The following is an 18473-nucleotide window of genomic DNA, read 5'->3' on the forward strand; positions in this document are numbered from 1 at the left end:
CAAGCATAGCTTCTTCTAATGTGGGTACTTTGAATTCTCCTGGCCGTCCCAACCCATTACGTAGCTTTAGCTCTCTGATTTCAGCGAGTGTTAAGTCCTCGACTTTCCCTTTGCCGTTCGTTGTACGGTCTACTGTTTTGTCGTGCATCAATATCAGATGGCCGTCTTTGGTTCTGGATACATCGATTTCGACAATATCAACGCCCATCTGGATACAACTCTCGATGCCTTCAATCGAATTATCAGCATAGTTGCGCCAGTCTCCGCGGTGAGAGGCTACGAATACTTTTCTGTCAACGGCTGAAGTCACATGGCTTTCATTCTGCTTCTGGGAGCAGGAAACTAATAAGAAGGAGATAAATAGCAATAAATTTATTTTAAAAATATTATTCATAATTTCTTTATTTAGTAACATTTATAAGGCCCATAAACCGCTTTTATTTTTCTATCAGTACTCTCATCGTTTAATATATAGACACTATATTCTTCTCCTCCATCAAAAATCCGTATTACAATATGTCCTTGAGTACTCTTCATTTTATCGGTAAGAGCACCAATTACTATTCTTGCAGCAGGATGAAGATTTGTTGCAAATATGTCACGCTCTCCAGAATAGATATACTTAGACATCATTCGATCCAGAGTAGTGTGATTGGGATGCAAAGCATCAATAGCCTGAATTATAAATACACGCGGTCTGAGCGTAGCAATAAATACATCATTCGTTGCATTATTGTAACCATGATGGTTAATACAGCACACTTCAGTTTTCCCAATTATTGGAGCTATTCGAGACTCGACATCATGAAAACTGCTCCTACCTGGTTTAGGATAGCCAGTCACATCCCCTCCTGTATAATAAGAGAATTTACCATAAGTAATTTTCACAACACAACTCAACGAGTTCTCTTGAGGTATATCATGGCTAGCTATAGAATCAAACGGCGGAAAAACATAATGCGTAACAGTATCTTTGCCAGTCCACATTCGTCCGTTAGAATATATATTCTGAATTGAAAAGCTATCCTTATAACTAACAGAATCATGTAATAAAGCAAACTGATTTTTGGAACCAACCTCAAACTTTTCCAGAATATATTTTTTCTTCGAATATTTTATGAAATTTAGATAATTATCCATTGTCCGAGGATCTTTATGATTTGTTAGAAATGAATAATCAGGAAAATCTCTGTCGATTATTTTCCCCACTCTCAAATTCTCGGTAACTGTAATAGCACCAGTATTGTAGTATTTTCCAGAAGAATTTAGCGTTTTAAAAACTCCGCCTATATGATCACTATGGAAATGAGTTAATAGCATATAGTCTATACCTTGATCTTTATCGTGAGCGAAAGCATTTACATAATCAACAATCCATTCCCCAGAAGATTTTGATTTATCAGGCTTAGGCGCGACATGACGATCTGCATCAGAATCATTTTCGCCTGCATCAATCATCATTGTCGTTCCATCAGGTAATATCAAATAAGCACACTCTCCACATCCCGTATTGATATGATGAATATCTAAATACCCTTTTTCCCAAGATGGGAATTTTTCTCCGACATTTTGAGCAAAAATATTATTACAAAAAAGACATATGAAGAGTAAATAATGATATTTATTCATTACTTAAATTATTTAATTATCCCCTCCTTTATTCAGAAGGGGATATGATTATTGGTATGATTATCTTTTAATAGCCTGGATTTTGAGGGAATAAGTTCGGGTCATTTCGCAAGGAAACTTCGCTATGTGGAACTGGATATAATAAGTCATGTTCATCTATAGTATAACCAATTTTCGCTATTGCTGAGATCGCCTCTCCTGAACGGATTAGGTCAAACCATCTTTGCATTTCCATCGGAAATTCTAAGCGGCGTTCTTCAAATATAGCTTTTCTAAAAGAATCTTGATCTGCTAACTCTGTATTCGTGTAAGCTCCTGTTGCAAAAGAGCGAGTTCTAACTTTATTCAGCATTTCCAGAGCGACACTAGAGTATGAACCATCGTAAGATACTTCATTCAATGCTTCAGCATACATAAGTAAAACATCCGACCAGCGCAATACGGGAGTATGATAGCCATATTGCTTGATTGAGCTTTCAATATCAGCATATTTTACAAAAAGTTTATTATCAGCATTCGTTCCTTTTATCGATCTCAATAAGTCAGCACGACGATCGATAGGATCATAAATACATTCTGAAGCATTACTTAATTTGAAAGCTTCATTCAAATCTCCTTGATTTGAATAATAAGTCAATGCATTTCGGCCTTCTCCTGTAATCTCTTTGTTGAATAAAACGGCAAAAAGCATTTCCTTATTCATTGTCTGAGGTTCCCAGTTCTTGTAATTATTATAGTCAGATTCAGAACTTCCTGGTGCAGGTGCCGTACTGAATACATCTGTTATATCTGATAGAAGATCGTGAGTACCCGCATTATTAGTATTGATCAATTCACCTAATACCGTTTTTGCTTCATTCCATTTTTTCTGCTGTAAATATACTTTACCCAACAATCCTTGTGCTGCCAATGAAGTTGCACGCCCTAGATCATTACCGACAAACGCTTTAGGCAAATTTTCCGTATTTGCAGCAAATAAAAGATCTGTTTCTATCGCATTGTAGATATCAGAGACTGCATCTCTTTTACATTTAGCTACTTCTTGGGGAGTAAGTGGTTCCAGAATAAGAGGAGCGTCGCCCCATAAACGTACAATATTGAAATAGCATAATGCACGGATAAATCTAGCTTCAGCTTCGTATTGTTTTTTTAGTTTATCATTTGTTACTACATCAATATATTTTACAACATTATTACAACGATAGATAGTTTCATAAGTTGCTTTCCATACATTTCTAAAAATCTGATTATCAGATTGAGCTGTAAATATTTTGATATGATACTCGCGCCCAGCATTACCTCCTGAGTTCGCAAACGATCCCAAATCATCTGAACGAACATCTGTCAGTAGGACCATATTATCTCTATACATCTGAGTAGTTTGTAAGTCCGCATAAGCTGCAGTCAGAGCATACTCTATATCTTTCGTATTCTTATAAAAAGTACCTGTCGTACCCTCATTCCCTTCCGGTTTCAGATCCAAGAAATCGCTACACCCCGAAAGGATAAATGTTGCAATTGTTATAAATGATAATATTATTTTTTTCATGATACAGCTATTTTATAGTGTGAAATTAAGACCAAATACAAAACTCTTAGCTAACGGATATGTACCGTAGTCGACTCCTTGCATAATAGAGCTTGAGTTTGTACTTACTTCCGGATTATATCCGCTGTAATCGGTAAACGTGAATGGGTTGAACGCCGATGCGTAAACACGGAGTCCACTAATACCAAATCTTTTCAGTAAATGCTTAGGTAAACTATATCCTAATGTTATTTCACGTATACGCATATACGATCCATCTTCAATATGCCATGTCGAAATTACCGAGTTCATACCAGTTGCATTTCTATTAGCTCGATATACATTTCCATTTCCTGGCTGCGACTCGGATTTCCATCTATTTTTAGCAATAGCAAGCTGGTTCGCATTTCCTTCCATATTCGCCAAATAACGACGATTGATATTTGCTATTTCGTTTCCATAGACACCTTGCAAAGAAAAACTAAAGTCGAAATCACGATATTTCAGTGTTGTTGAATAACCATACGTAAAGTCGGGCATATAATTACCAGTAATTTGTTTGTCATCGGCATTGATAGTTTCATCTTTTCCATATTTTTTGAAGCGGAAATCACCAGGCTGAGCATTAGGCACTATCAGACCATTCGCTACATCATTATCAATTTGTGCTTGATTTTGATAAACACCGTTTGCTACATATGTGTAATAACTTCCAATAGGCTCCCCTACTCTTGTAACAAAATCAATAACATTATTTGCCTGAGTTACTATTTCGTTTGCACCTCCTAAAGATTTAACCTTATTACGATTCATTGCATAGTTAAAACTATTAGTCCAGATTACTTTGCCAATCTTATGATTTGTTGAAAGAGTTACTTCAAGACCTTTATTTTCAAGCTTTCCAATATTTTGTAACATTGTAGAGAAACCAGAAGCTTCCATAACCGGAACTTCTAACAACATATCTGAAGTTGTACCTTTATAAACGTCTACTTCTATGTTTAACCATTTAAAAAGTCCTATCTCTAAACCTAAATTGACTTGTGATGTTTTCTCCCATCCTATATTCGAATTTTCCAGTGTAGATTCTTTCATACCAAGAGAAGAATATCCTCCAAATGGATAATTATCGCCATCAACAATACCATACGAAGCATAATTACCAATATTCATATTTCCGGTTACCCCCCAACTTGCTCTGAGTTTTAGATTAGTCAGCCAAGAATTTGTAGGCTTCATGAAATTTTCTTCGGTCATATACCAAGCTCCAGAAACCGAAGGGAAATATCCCCAACGGTTATCTTGTCCGAAACGAGATGAACCATCGGCACGTACAGCTGCCGAAAACATATATTTATCTTTATAATTATATTGTACACGTGCCAAAGCCGAAAGTAATGACCATTCTTCTCTATTCGAGTCGTACTTTGTTGCTGTAGAGTTGTTTGGAATAGTTCCAAGCATATCATTCTGAGGTAAATCCGTAGCTGTTAAACGATTTGCATTCCCCTGATACTTTTGTGCAGTCCATCCTGCTAATCCGGACAATGTGTGATCTTGATTCAATACTTTTTTATAATTCAACGTATTCTCCCAAACCCAAGTATATTTATTCTTTGTACGCGACTCAGCTGTCGGATTAGATGGTGGAACTCTGTTAGCCGAATTTGGCAATGCCGCAGGACGGTAATAATCTCTAACATAATTGTTATAATGCCAGCTGCCTTGTGTTTTGAAGTTCAAATCTTTTATTATTTCATATTCAGCATAAGCTGTTCCTAGCATCTGAATAGCAGTCATTTTATCTTCTATCAATTTTGCTACAGCAACCGGATTATTCAACTTCGAGTTACCATATGTCGTATTGTTTTGCTCATAGTTATACTCGCCGTCATCATTCTTTACTGGATAAATAGGAGCAGCTCCTAAAGCCAACGATAATACGCCGTCATCTCCATATCGTCCTTCGGTATTAACTAGATTATAAACATTTCTTGTAAGATTAATATTTCCTCCGAACTTCCATTTTCCATAGTTCATATCTACTTTTGTTCGAAATCCCATTTTTGTGAAGTCTGAATTTATCACAATCCCATCTTCGTTATGATAGTTTCCCGAAACTAAGTATCTGATGTTCTTATTTCCACCGCTAACAGACAAGTTGTGTTTAGTAACGAATCCTGTACGAAGAATTTCATCTTGCCAATCGGTATCTACCAATCCTTTTTCACCATTCATATATGGAAGAATCTCTGGAGGCATCATCCAACCTTGATTTAGATTAATAGTACCCGATTTCAAATTAGACCATCTGGTCTGGTTATCATCCCAAGGATTATATAGATTTTCTTTCCCAGCTTTTTTCAATTCATTTAGATACGAGGCATTATGACCATCAAATACAAGCTCTGAATATTCATAAGCATTCAGAACATCTACTTTATCAGTAATCATTTGTGCTCCCATGTAGCCGCTATAGCTAACTACAGGCTTGCCTTCATTACCTCTTTTAGTCGTAACGATTACAACACCATTACTACCGCGCGAACCATAAATAGCTGCAGCTGAAGCATCTTTAAGAACTTCAATAGACTCGATATCTGACATCTCAATCGAAGCCAATGGACTAACAGATATACCTGTAGCATCACCTACATCGTCGCTCAATGGAACACCATCGATAACATACAGTGGAGAACTTCCAGCCGTAATAGTACCCACACCACGAACTTTGATATTCATTCCTGCACCAGGAGTCCCGTTAGGTTGTGTAATCTGCACACCGGCCATACGTCCTACAAGAGCCTGCTCTAGACTAGACACTGGCATATCTTGAATATCCGATGCTCGTAGTGATGATATAGATGTTGTCACATCTCTCTTACGTTGTACACCATAACCAACTACAACAACCTCATCAAGCATTTTATCATTTTCGCGAAGGATAATGTCGAACGTCGTTTTATCTCCTACTTTTATTTCGGCAGAATGGTAACCTACATAAGATATATTCAGGATAGACCCTTCAGGTATTTCCAATTCAAAGTTGCCATCTATATCAGTTATCGTTCCAATTGTTGGAGCATCTTTGACTTGTATCGAAGCACCTATTATAGACTCTCCATTGTCATCTTTAATTACTCCTTTAATTTGTTTCTTACCTTCATTCTGATTTACTGCAGCTTTGTGAGGTACAAGAAGAATTATGTCTCCGTCTTGTTTTTCATAAGCAATCTCACTCCCTGCGAGCAGTTGTTCCATTGTAGTATCGATTGAAGCATTAGATACCTTCAATGAAATAGTCTTACCTAGCCCTTTTAATTCTTCGTTATAGAAAAATTTATAAGAACTTACTTTTTCAATTTCTTTTAATACATCTTTTATTGGCTTATTTTTTAAATCTACCGTAATTTGCGAGAACAAACTGGAAGAAATTAATGATAAGCAAAAGATGTATAAAATACGCATTAAATAGTTACATCTCTTTGTTTTCTTTTCCATGGTTTAAAATAATTTCAAATGGTAATTAATCACATGTATTGATTTTTGTTTAATCATACTTGTATACAGCTACCATTATTTTTTTTGCTACTCGCAACGATAAATTTAACTTATTTTAATTATTAAATATCCGTCACGAAAAAAGTGATACTTTTTTAAAGTACCACTTTTAAAGTCATATATTATCTGTTTCTACTTGTAATACGGAGACTTATCTTCATCTCTAAACAAATGAATCACACCCTCTTTTACTTCAGAATGAATAGGTGCAGTTAGCGATAATGCTTTTAATGCCGATTGCACACTTGTATTATCAATAGTTCCTGTGAATTTTTGATTAATCAACTGCTCATCCTCTAAAATAATATCGGTATTATGCATGCGAGATACGACCTTTATTATGTTTTGCAAGGTCTCATTTTCAAATCGCAATCGATTTTGCCTCCACTCAGTATAATCTTCAGCATTCACTTGTTCCGTTGTCGTGTTTTGGGTCGACTTATCATAGCTAACTCTATCGTCCGGCTTCATTACAAGAGTTTCTTTCGGTGTAATAAATTCAACTTTACCTGAGTTAAGAACTACAGAAACAATATTCTCATCTTTATAGGCATTTATCCCAAACTTAGTCCCAAGTACTTTAATTTTCACGTCTCCACACTCAACTATAAAAGGTTTATCTTTGTCTGATTCTACATCGAAGTATGCTTCGCCTTGCAGCTTTAGTACTCGTTCATTTCTATTATATGCGGTACTATACATTATTTCTGAACCTGAATTTATAGCAACTTTACTTCCATCTGGCAAATTAATTGAGGCCTTTTCTCCCAAATCAGCCGAAACTGTCAAATAGTCTATTTCTTGTGGTTTACTATATAGATAAATACCTATAATTAAAACTATGGGTAATAATATGGCTGCAATATTTGCAACCCAACCTAAATATCGTTTATATGAATGTTGTACCGGCTTGATCTCTGCTCCAAATTGCCCCTTATTATACGTTTGATTACGTATGTTTTGTAACATCCTCATTTGTATATTTACATCAATATCGGAAGACGTATTTTTTATTTCATCTTCTAACCATCTGTTCAAATGAGAATCATTGTTGATAAATGTACATAACTCCTTTATCTCATCTGGCGAAGCTTCCTTCAATAGGTATCTTTCAAATAATATTAAACATCTATCTTTATTCATCGCTTATATTCTTTATTCTGTATTGAGTATACATTTATGATTTTGATAATTACTACTCCACTATCTCAATTTTTGTTTAATTAACAAAGTGAGTTATTAGCAAGAGTAATAAAATATCATCATAATAACGGGCAAGTTGTTCTTTCATAAAGCTTAATGCTTTCGAAAGCTGTGTATGAATTGTACTTTCAGATATATTTAGCTTTGCTGCGATTTCTTTATTTGAAAGCATTTCTTTCTTACTCATTATAAATATTTGTCTGCGTGCCGGAGGCAATTTTTCGGTCAGTTCATCTATATATTTCTCCAATAAATTACGGTTCAATTCTTTATCAGGTGTTATATTTTCATGCGTTGATAGATATTTAGATGCGTATTCCTTGTATACGAACTCTACAATTTGATGCTCATACTCATTCATAAGCATATTTTTGGCTATTGTACATAGATAGGATATAAATGACTTATTTGAATTAATTTGAGTATGAGTGTCCCAAATTTTAATAAAGGTACGTTGTACCATTTCCTCCGCTAAATATGTATCTCCGGAAGATAATTTCAATATAAAATTATAGAGTTTTCCACCATATCGATGAAACAACCTTTCAAAAGCATCTGAAGATCCTTTCTGTAATAATTCTATATCATTTTTTTCGTCTATATCCACACTATTATTGAGTTAATAGTTTATTAATAACACAAATATAATAGATAATTATGGTTATATGATAATAGGAAGCCGAATAGCTAAATTATAAGAATAACCTCTGGATACAGCATAAAAATATAAGATGGTAACATTATAACTATTAAAACAATTAATCATAATCTAAACATTCGGCATCTTTCACTCTCGATCCTATCTGAACATAAAGTAACATTACAACTTCGCAGACTACAACAATCAGCCATGTCCACTACCATAATCCAAACGTATTAATTTATATATTCAATGTAGCAATTCGGAAAAATCTGTCCACTATCCATAATGAATATTGTCTTCATGCATATATTATTTTGTGTCCGGAGGTATCTTAAAAGCTAAAAATAGGCTGATCAAAATTGATCAGCCTATTCTGCTAGAGTTTATATTTAGTATTATTTCGCATAAACATTAAATTCAGTAATACTAGTTCGATTCGTAGGTGCTGCCTTCAGTATATCATATTTTATATGCTGACATTTCAAAGGTTTTATAAATCGTATATTTTGAGTTGAAGTTCTAGAAGGGCTAAGAGGTCCTTGAGACACCCATTCAGCGCCATCATCCGATGTATAAACTTCAATCATAGCTGGAGCATACGACGAGCCCCACGAACTGATACTCAACCCTGTAATTGTTGTCTCTTGTCCTAAATTCACAGTTATCCAAAAACCAGTATTATCTTTCGCAATATCTGTTGACCCGTTACCATCTACCAATCGTCCTGTATTATTGGCATTTTCAGCACTAGGATCAATTACTATTTGCCATAAAGATCTATTACTTATTAATGATCCTTCATCAGGTACTCCAACTTCGTATGTAGGAATAGCATGTTTGACAATACCGAGCTCTATCTGAGATTGAAGTCCAACCAACACATCACTTTTCTCTCCTTGTTTAACATTGATCTTAATAGAATACTCCTTTTTTGATGAAATATTATTTAAAAAACTCCAATCAGGGACAGACAAAGTTATAGGTTTTGAAGCCATACTACCGGCTGGTATAACAACAGATTTCTCAGAAAGAGAGATTCCTTCTTTCAGAGCCTCATCATTAATATCTAGTTCTAAATCTATTATTTCGTCCTTAGATGAAATTTTATTTAATGCAACGGTAAAAATATACTCAACATTATCGCCACTTATACCATCTACATCACTATGATATAAAATATAATTAGCTTTTAGTATACCTAAATTTTGAGGTACTATATAAGCATAAGTTGCTCCCCATTTGTTGATATTGTCATCATCACTACAGGCAGAGAAACCAAGTATAATACCTATCATAATGACAATATAAGCTAATCCATTCCAATATTTTTTCATAATAAATTTCCTTCTTTAAAATTAAACTTATTTGCCATCAAAACGCACATCATTTTCCCATGTAAGCGGAGCACTAGCATGTGCATGGTGTCCATTCTCTGTTATATCGTGAAGAATGTCACCTTCTCCTTCGTCCATAGGCCAATATGCGACCATTTCTTTAGTTGGTTTTATAACTGAGAAACGGTTCATTTCTATTTGGTTGCTTGTTCTACAAACATTCCAGAAACGAACTTGCGCTAGTCTACAATTATTTTTGAAGTATCCCTCTGCACCAGAACTTACCATATTCACATAAGGCATTGTAGGCATAGAGCCTCCTTTTGTTTGTAAAGTTACATCCGATGTTCCATTCACATATATCGTCAAAATGCCACTAGATGCACTGTAAGTGAAAGCAACATGTGTCCATTCTTCTGGTTTGAATTCATGTATCGTAGCTACTTGCGAGCCTAATAACTTAATTTGCATCTGAGTATTTTTAATGGAGGTATCACCAAAGCGAATATAAATTTCAGAAGAATTGAAAATTGCTTGATTATTAATATCAAAGCCATCCATCCAAACCCAAAACTCAACAGTCCAATCACTTAAATTCAGATTCCAGGTTCCTTGATGACCATCAACACCATTGTAAGGTTCACATTTCAGGTGCGATTCTGAGTATAAATTTGGGACTGATTGTATTAGTTCTTCATCTACTAGAATGACATACTGAGAAGTAACAGGACTAGATTCAACCGATACGGATTTTACTGTCAGTGGTAACGCATATTGCACAAAATCTTCGCCTTCAAATGGCGCTATGGCAACACTTTGAACATCTCTGATATTTTTCCCTGCTTTGATAAACATAGGATCAGGGAGAACATATTTACCACTTGGTATTATTTCATATGATGTTTCGTTCATTTCATTATAATGATTTAAAACCGAAGGATCTACAGTTATCTCTACTTCTACACTATCTTTCAATAGATGAGAAATTGCTGGTGTTAGCGACACTTTTACTGTGTCAACACCTAAAGATATTTTACCAGATGCAAGTCCTTTAGCATCGAGCGCTTCCTTAAAATAAAGACGAGCTTTATCTATTGGATCGTATTTAGCATCTTCACAACTAGCAAAAAGCAGTATAAATAACAGACTTAATACTGTAAATAATTTATTGTTTTTCATAATCGATTTATTATTTAGTGAATGACGTCATAGGAGGGTTCATTATTGAAGTAGCTTCACGCAGATACGGATATTGCATTGTTTTGGAGACATCCGGTAACCAATACTCATATTCCATATGATAAGTTCCAATACCTCCTTTTTGGAATCCAGTTGGAGCCTCCCACATTGCCATACCTTTCAATGATCTAACTATTTCACCCTGACGGGTTGTGTGCGTGACACCACCTTTAGCTGCATGATCTTCAAAATTCTCGGTCCATATCAGTTTCTTTGTAACCGTTTCTTGTAACACTGGATCATCAGTAGCCTCAAGGCCTCTCAATAGATTGTTATATCTGTTATCTAGGTTTGAATATGAAGAACAATTATAGGCTTGAATGATATAATAATCAAAATAATCACGAGCATCAGGGTGCATATTCTGAGGTTCTCCATCAATAACTAACATTTTGTCTGTTCCTGATTTAGGCCCTAAATATCTCCCAAGTTCCTTAATAAATGTTAGGAAATTACGACGATATTGGCGATTCATAGCTGGATTACTATGATCTCCTCCTCCTAAATCATTCTTCCCTGGCCCATCAATATTTCCTCCATGTCCATCTTTATGTGCATAGTTTGGTTCAAAATCGAAGTCAAAGCCATCCCATTCATATTTATGAATAGTATCGACTATTGATTTAGCGTATTTAGCAATAGCTGCATCTATCTTAGTTTGGTCGTTATCATCCCATCCCCAATAAGCTTTGACAGCATCTAACTCTTTAGTGTATTTTACACCATCAACCTCATAATATGTTTTTCCGTTTTCATCGGTATGTGCGGTGCGCACATTCGAAGGTGTAGTCTGATCTCCAACATCTGAAACAATGAAACACATTAATACACGAGTACCTTTTAGACGTTTCACTTCATTTTTATCAGCCCATTTCTCTGGAGATAAGCTATGCCAGTTTCCCCACATAGATACAAAATCTACCGAATCGGGTAAACCCATCAGACAGTTTACTGGCGAAGCTCCCTGACCAGTCCAGTTACCAAACCATCCAAAAGTTACTGGATGATCAGTTTTTTTCCACTCACGTAGTGCCTCATAATATTCACTTGGACGTGGTTCATGAAAGTTTTTTTCGTTTACCTCCGTCCAATCGCTACAGCTCATTATCAGGCAAACAATAAACGAAAAAACCCCTATGCTTAATATTGTCTTTTTCATAATAATTTCTTAAATTGAAAGTATGTAATTATTTCTTTTTTGCCCACCACAAGTCAGTATTATCTGTATCCTGACCATTGCTTAAGAACTTGACAGCAGCTGCAACATTAGCTGGATTTGCTCCATACTCACTTTGAGTAAATCTCAAGCGACGTTGTTGACGTTCGTTTGTCACTCCTTGTGTTGACAAGTTATTATATGCAGGAAAAATATATGGATATCCTGTACGACGAAAATCACACCATGCTTCTAAACTAATAGGGAAATTTGCGATCCATTTTTGGGTAATAATACGCTCCAATTTTTCTTCCTTAGTCGCATTTTCATCCCATTTAATAGTAATCGCACTTGGACTAGTATAGTTATATTTTGGATATTTTGGATCATTAAAAGCTCCAGGTTTTAAATCTCCATTCTTAATATAATCATCAGCACTTGAGATATTATATTCTGAAAAAGATAATTTTATTCCTTTTTCATACCACTCTTGAGCAGTACCACCAACAAAACCCCAACCTTTTAAAGCTGCTTCAGCACATAAAAATGCGACCTCACTAGCATAGAAGAAAGGCATTGGAGTTTTAGCTTCTACTTTAAACTTAGAATATTCTTTAAAATCGGCACTGTTTGCCCCTTGTATTCCTGAACGTACTCCAATATATCCTTTTTGCCCACTTACAGTAGCCTCTGTGAAATAAGCGTCACGACGTGGATCATTATAACCATTCATATATGAAGTGATTGTAGCATTTACACGAGCTTCACCCCAGCCGTCACCAACTATAAAGTAACCATTCGAATAACGTCCTTTAAGATTATCATATGCACTTTCGCTATTATCAGTCATAACACCAAACTCATTATTAAATGCTTCTTGAGCCTGTTTCTTCGCATATTCAGGAGCGACATCCGAGATACGGATAGCCATGCGTAATCTAAGAGAATTAGCGAACTTTATCCATTTCGAAAAATCGCCATCATAAACTCGGTCATACCCTTTCATTAGGCTATATTCCGGATCATAAAGCATCGTCATTTGTTTAATAGCATAGTCTAAATCATCAAACATAGCATACCATGCCGTCTCTTCATCATCATATGCCACAGTATAACTCTTAGAATTCATCTTCGAATAAGGTAGAGGTCCTTGAAGGTTCACCACGTATTGCATAATAGCAACACGATGTAATACCGCCAATGCATACAACATCCCACTTTTTTCTGTTTTTTCCTCAATTTTATAATAAGAAGGATAAAAATGATTATAATACCAACTAACAGTCCAATCATTCCATGCATCATCAATATTATATGTTGAATATAAAGTCGATCTAGACCAACTGTGAGGTGCTGTTACATACCCACCGAAGCATGCCCAGAAAGTATTGTTCCGCTGTGTTGGGTTTTCTTCTGGTGATACAAAACAGTCTTGCAATTCTGCGAATAGTGCAGGAACATTAGCATCTGTTGGCTCATATGGATTTATATTATACGTATCGTAGTTGCTTGTACACCCTGATACAACAAGCAACAACAGAGTAACTCCAATAATATATTTAAATATATTTTTCATAACTGTTATTTTTTAGAATTGTAGTTTAACATTGAATCCAATATTACGCGTACTAGGAAGCATGAAATAGTCATATCCTTGATAATAATTATTTGATTTCGATGCCGAAAGTTCTGGATCAAAAGGAGCCTTACAATAAATCATCCATAGATTTTTACCTACAAATCCGACTGTCATGCGCATCTTATCATTGAACCATTTCGAAGGTAATGTATAGTTAAGCGAAAGTTCTTGCAAACGGAAGTTTGTTGCGCTATATGTATAATAGGATCCTGATCCAGATAACGTTTGATAATATGTTTTTGCATCTAGTTTTCCATAGTTGATTGGTACTCCACCATTATCACGCGCATCTGCCGATCTTTTTGAAACTCCATACTGATCTAATAAAGCTTCTGTTCCAGAGAGTACAATACCTCCGACTCTACCGGAAAAAGTTACGCCCAGTTCAATATCCTTATACCCCAAGGAATGACTCCATCCCATGTTGAATTTAGGTAAAATAGAACCTAGTTTTTTCTCGGTTATCTCTAACTGCTCTGTTTTAATTGCTCCAGATTGAGGGTCAACCCATATATCTCCATTAGCATCTGTTGCTAAGATACTTTGTGCGTATACATCACCTAAAGTACCTCCTTCTGTTAAGACTATTTGTGCATCTAGGTTACCAAAGTTGCCCTGTTGCCAATATTCCATCTGTATAGGTTCTCCTGTTACAGGATTATTAACCCCATTCGCTAGGCGTTTTATCTTATTCTGATTCCATGTGAAATTATAGTTAGTACTATATCTAAAATCGCCCCATTGGTCACTATAACCAATACGCATTTCAATACCTTGATTTTGAATATCACCACTTTGCACGAAAGCTGATTTCCAGCCAGAAGAAGATCCTAATGGGATTTCAAATGTTTGATTTTTTGTATTTGATTTATAATAAGTTAAATCCAATGAGATCTTTTGAAAAAGTTTAGAATTCATACCAATCTCCCATGATTGCGTTTTCTCTGGACGAAGATCGTATAATGGATATTTGGATAATAACGCATAACTTCTCGATTCTTCACTATAAGCATATGTCGGATTTGGTAAGCGTTGAGCAAAAGAAGTACCTACCTCAGAGAATGATCCTCGAACTTTTAAGAATGATACCCATGTTGGTAATTTCACCATCTCGGTAACTACTCCTGAAAGTCCTACCGATGGATAGAAGAAAGACGATTCTTTAGAACCTGCTAACTGAGAAGGCCAATCATTACGACCAGTTACAGTCATGTATAGCATTGATTTCCAACCAATCTCAACATTAGCAAAAATGGCTTTTTCTTGGATTCTTGCATTCCATTGTTTTGGTTTATATTTAATTTCATGGTTAAGGTTCAGAATCGAGAAAAGATTCGGATTACTATCTTTCAGTTGACCGGAATGGCCAATTGTCTCGCTACGTGAATCATTGATAGACAAACCAACGTTAGCAGCAATAGTCCAATCCCCTACTCTTTTATTGACATTTGCCATTATATCTCCATAAATATCTCCGCTAGTCGTTTGCATATCATCATATCCCCCAGCTAGTCCGGCAAATAGTCTATCGGTTCCAGCATACTTCTTGTATGTATAACGATTGGTGTTATTATCCACACGAACACGACCTGTAACATCTAACCAATCTACAATTTGATATTTCAATGTCGCATTGAACATATAACGTCTTTTCGAATTATCTCGAACATTACGATTTGCAATCCAATAAGGATTCTGTAAGGATATACCGGCATTAGTATATGGCCAATATTGGTCATAGAAGCCAAACGTCTCATTATAACGTTCATAATTTCGAATTTCATCAAAATTATCTCCTCTAGGAAATAAATACAGAGGCAATAGTGGATTCTGATATTGGCCTTGTCCTGTCATATTTCTATCATTTTGAATAATATAGCTTGCCCCTAAATCCAAAGTCAATTTATCATTCAAAAAGTTAGCTGTATTACGGATAGAAAAATTATAACGATTATATTTCGTATTAGGAAGATTTCCGGTACTATTTGTTGCTGCAGCCGATGCAAATGTTTGATTCTTACTAGTTCCTGTTGAGAACGTAATTGAATTTATAATATTTGCAGCTGTATTGAAGAAGTCGAAAGGATCATAATTTGAAGTTTTTTGAGCGCCCCAACTTTCTAGCTGTCCTACTGCATTTACATACCTATTTTGCATTTTAGGCTTAATGTAAGGTGTCGAGAAAGTGGTATTGTTTGAATAAGTAAATGAAGTTTTACCTTCTTGACCTTTTTTAGTGTTAATGAGTACAACCCCAGCTGCGGCGGCAGATCCATAAAGAGCGGCAGCAGATGGACCTGTCAACATATTGATAGACTCAATATCTTCTGGGTTCAAATCTGCAATAGGATCAGCACCTGCTTGATCTACAAATAATCCACCTTCATCACCTTCAGGCTCAAACATCGGAATCCCATCAATGACATAAAGAGCACTGTTAGATCCTGTCAAAGATTTTACTCCTCGCATAACAACACGAGCTGAACTACCAGCTCCAGCAGCAGACGAGTTGATAGTAACCCCTGCAACTTTACCTACTAATGAATTCATAAAGTTGGCATCTTTCACTGTGGTCAGATCTTCGTTGGTTATCTGTTGGACATTATAAGCAAGAGCTTTCTCTTGACGTTTAATACCCATTGCCGTTACAACAACTGCATTCATCTCAGTCGACTTTGGAACAAGAGTAATATTCAGATCATTTTGACCTGTAAAACTAATTTCCTGAGGCTCATAGCCTATATAAGAAATTACAATTATATCACCCATCTTTACACCTCCCAAAGTAAATGTTCCATCTATCGAAGTCATTGTTCCCGCTGTTGTGTTTTTGATGAGAACAGATGCTCCTATTATGGGTTCATTGGCGTCTTGTACAGTACCCTGCACAGTAAATTTAGCCTCCTGTGCGTTAGCTGTAGGCGACATTAGAAATGCACCTATTACAGCAGTGAGATAAAGTATCACACTAAATGTACTGAATACTGATTTAATAGTTTTCCACATAATTGAAATACATAAAGTTAAACATATATTAAGTAATTAAATATTAATCAAGATTTGATAAATTAATTGGGTCTTTGAATATAAGAAACGCCTTTCAAGTGTAGTTTAAGGCTTGTTTATTATAATTTTTTGAATGCTTATATTGCTTATAGCTATTAATTATGTTTTTCTCAAATATAACCTAGTTGTTAAGTTATATTTTTAGAAGCGATGTGTCTTTGACATATTTCATTAGTTAGGTCTTATTAAATGCTAGAATTATGTTGATACGAAATTACTTCTGAAAGACTAAACCAAACAATTAATTAAGTTAACTTTAGTTAATATTCAATTTCTATAACTACGACTAACAAAGAGTGTTACTCATTATGCCATATAGCGATAACAAATACATTTACAGTAAAGCATTATTAATCACTCATTAGCAACAAGTTAAAAATCAAACAAAAGAAAAAAATTCAGTAACAATATTTAAGACAATTGTTTTAATCTGTTAACTACACTACATTTATCCATTCAGAAGAGTTTCTTTATAGGTCTGCATCGTTTCAAATAGAAGGAGAAATTCTTTCTCCTGAGAATACTCTACTTTATCTATTGTGGTTCTCATACAAACTGGTAAATTCTCCATTTGTATTGATCTTGTCATTTCTAGTATAAAAGAGAATGGCAAATGTGTTTCTTCTAATGTTCTTGCTCTCGTTCTAAAATTGATTTATTATTCGGATACCTGCAAGTGGATACTTATAATTTTTTATTCAATCGGGTATCCGAATAATCTTATAATATATGAATTAAGATATATTGATTTACCAAATATGGAAAAGCGCTGATATTCTGAAATATCAACGCTTTTCATATTACTTTAGATTAACATCAAGTGGAGTTGGAGGGACTTGAACCCTCGTCCAAACAAGGAACTAATTTGCTTTCTACATGCTTATCTTCGCCTTCGATTGTAGGGAACGGGCAAGACCGAAGCCACCAACCCAAACCTTAGTCTCTGAATTTCGGACAAAAGTCGAGACCTCCTCTATCCTATCTCCGATTTATCTGCACCGCCGGTTCGGAATGCTTCGAAGCCACAGCTTCCGGGCGATGTCTTGTCCCAACACCTTGTATCGGGATTAAGCTAGAATCTACTATAATTCGATTAAGCAGCAAGAGCGTAATTTTCGTTGCCAGTTAAAATTTTGACGTCTGAGATTATAGTGCTAGCCGACTACGCACTGCATGCTTACAAACCACTTCATCTCGCTGTCAAAACCAGTCAACCCCGTGATTATATACACTATTCAAGATAACAATCTATCAATGGATAATACTTTTATATCGCAAAGATAATTCTTTTTAGCAAACACAACAAGTTAAATAAATCTTATTGAGATTCTAACTTTAATTAATAAATAACGTGAGTTCGACATAAGATAAGTTCTTAATAACTAGCATAATAGAAGAAAGTTGATTAACTTTAAGTCTCTAACATTCAAAGTTTTAAATCAAAAAACATTCTATTATGCTAAGTCTTTGTGAAG

General features: G+C 35.3%; 12 protein-coding genes and 1 other RNA gene. All 13 read right to left on the minus strand.

From position 1 onward, the window contains the following. On the minus strand, nucleotides 1-394 hold a 394-nt coding region (locus C1A06_RS14825), incomplete at its 3' end, for a glycerophosphodiester phosphodiesterase family protein (RefSeq protein ID WP_145996423.1). A gap of 11 nt (nucleotides 395-405) precedes the next feature. Further along, nucleotides 406-1629, minus strand: coding sequence for a ComEC/Rec2 family competence protein (locus tag C1A06_RS14830; RefSeq protein ID WP_101690928.1), 1224 nt, complete (start codon nucleotides 1627-1629; stop codon nucleotides 406-408). A 67-nt stretch (nucleotides 1630-1696) separates the two neighbouring features. Continuing rightward, nucleotides 1697-3178, minus strand: a complete 1482-nt coding sequence (locus C1A06_RS14835) for a RagB/SusD family nutrient uptake outer membrane protein (RefSeq protein WP_245872089.1) — start codon at nucleotides 3176-3178, stop codon at nucleotides 1697-1699. Between the two features lie 12 nt (nucleotides 3179-3190). Next, nucleotides 3191-6658, minus strand: a complete 3468-nt coding sequence (locus C1A06_RS14840) for a SusC/RagA family TonB-linked outer membrane protein (protein ID WP_245872090.1) — start codon at nucleotides 6656-6658, stop codon at nucleotides 3191-3193. A 192-nt stretch (nucleotides 6659-6850) separates the two neighbouring features. Then, nucleotides 6851-7861, minus strand: a complete 1011-nt coding sequence (locus tag C1A06_RS14845) for a FecR family protein (RefSeq protein WP_101690929.1) — start codon at nucleotides 7859-7861, stop codon at nucleotides 6851-6853. A gap of 76 nt (nucleotides 7862-7937) precedes the next feature. Further along, nucleotides 7938-8528: an RNA polymerase sigma-70 factor gene (locus tag C1A06_RS14850; RefSeq protein ID WP_101690930.1), complete on the minus strand. Its 591-nt coding sequence runs from the start codon at nucleotides 8526-8528 to the stop codon at nucleotides 7938-7940. Between the two features lie 431 nt (nucleotides 8529-8959). Continuing rightward, complete coding sequence (locus C1A06_RS14855) at nucleotides 8960-9898, minus strand: discoidin domain-containing protein (protein ID WP_101690931.1); 939 nt, start codon at nucleotides 9896-9898, stop codon at nucleotides 8960-8962. 27 nt (nucleotides 9899-9925) lie between these two features. Beyond that, complete coding sequence (locus C1A06_RS14860; protein WP_101690932.1) at nucleotides 9926-11077, minus strand: DUF1735 and LamG domain-containing protein; 1152 nt, start codon at nucleotides 11075-11077, stop codon at nucleotides 9926-9928. Nucleotides 11078-11087: 10 nt separating this feature from the next. Further along, nucleotides 11088-12296: a glycoside hydrolase family 18 gene (locus C1A06_RS14865; protein WP_101690933.1), complete on the minus strand. Its 1209-nt coding sequence runs from the start codon at nucleotides 12294-12296 to the stop codon at nucleotides 11088-11090. 28 nt (nucleotides 12297-12324) lie between these two features. Continuing rightward, nucleotides 12325-13869 (minus strand): SusD/RagB family nutrient-binding outer membrane lipoprotein, encoded by a 1545-nt coding sequence (locus C1A06_RS14870; protein ID WP_101690934.1) that lies wholly within the window; start codon nucleotides 13867-13869, stop codon nucleotides 12325-12327. 12 nt (nucleotides 13870-13881) lie between these two features. Further along, nucleotides 13882-16938, minus strand: coding sequence for a SusC/RagA family TonB-linked outer membrane protein (locus C1A06_RS14875; RefSeq protein ID WP_101690935.1), 3057 nt, complete (start codon nucleotides 16936-16938; stop codon nucleotides 13882-13884). 508 nt (nucleotides 16939-17446) lie between these two features. Then, a complete protein-coding gene (locus C1A06_RS15160) occupies nucleotides 17447-17587 on the minus strand; it encodes a hypothetical protein (protein WP_159461433.1) in 141 nt (46 codons plus the stop codon). 229 nt (nucleotides 17588-17816) lie between these two features. Further along, nucleotides 17817-18216: a transfer-messenger RNA gene (gene ssrA / locus C1A06_RS14880) on the minus strand. Nucleotides 18217-18473: the final 257 nt, after the last annotated feature.

This window comes from Dysgonomonas massiliensis, from assembly GCF_900240225.1.
Taxonomy (GTDB): domain Bacteria; phylum Bacteroidota; class Bacteroidia; order Bacteroidales; family Dysgonomonadaceae; genus Dysgonomonas; species Dysgonomonas massiliensis.

What these genes read in the sequence shown, in the direction of transcription:
- C1A06_RS14870 (WP_101690934.1), bottom strand. Translation starts at nt 13,869, where the DNA reads ATGAAAAATATATTTAAATATATTATTGGAGTTACTCTGTTGTTGCTT.
- C1A06_RS14855 (WP_101690931.1), bottom strand. Translation starts at nt 9,898, where the DNA reads ATGAAAAAATATTGGAATGGATTAGCTTATATTGTCATTATGATAGGT.
- C1A06_RS14865 (WP_101690933.1), bottom strand. Translation starts at nt 12,296, where the DNA reads ATGAAAAAGACAATATTAAGCATAGGGGTTTTTTCGTTTATTGTTTGC.
- C1A06_RS14845 (WP_101690929.1), bottom strand. Translation starts at nt 7,861, where the DNA reads ATGAATAAAGATAGATGTTTAATATTATTTGAAAGATACCTATTGAAG.
- C1A06_RS14860 (WP_101690932.1), bottom strand. Translation starts at nt 11,077, where the DNA reads ATGAAAAACAATAAATTATTTACAGTATTAAGTCTGTTATTTATACTG.
- C1A06_RS14830 (WP_101690928.1), bottom strand. Translation starts at nt 1,629, where the DNA reads ATGAATAAATATCATTATTTACTCTTCATATGTCTTTTTTGTAATAAT.
- C1A06_RS14835 (WP_245872089.1), bottom strand. Translation starts at nt 3,178, where the DNA reads ATGAAAAAAATAATATTATCATTTATAACAATTGCAACATTTATCCTT.
- C1A06_RS15160 (WP_159461433.1), bottom strand. Translation starts at nt 17,587, where the DNA reads ATGACAAGATCAATACAAATGGAGAATTTACCAGTTTGTATGAGAACC.
- C1A06_RS14840 (WP_245872090.1), bottom strand. Translation starts at nt 6,658, where the DNA reads ATGGAAAAGAAAACAAAGAGATGTAACTATTTAATGCGTATTTTATAC.
- C1A06_RS14875 (WP_101690935.1), bottom strand. Translation starts at nt 16,938, where the DNA reads ATGTGGAAAACTATTAAATCAGTATTCAGTACATTTAGTGTGATACTT.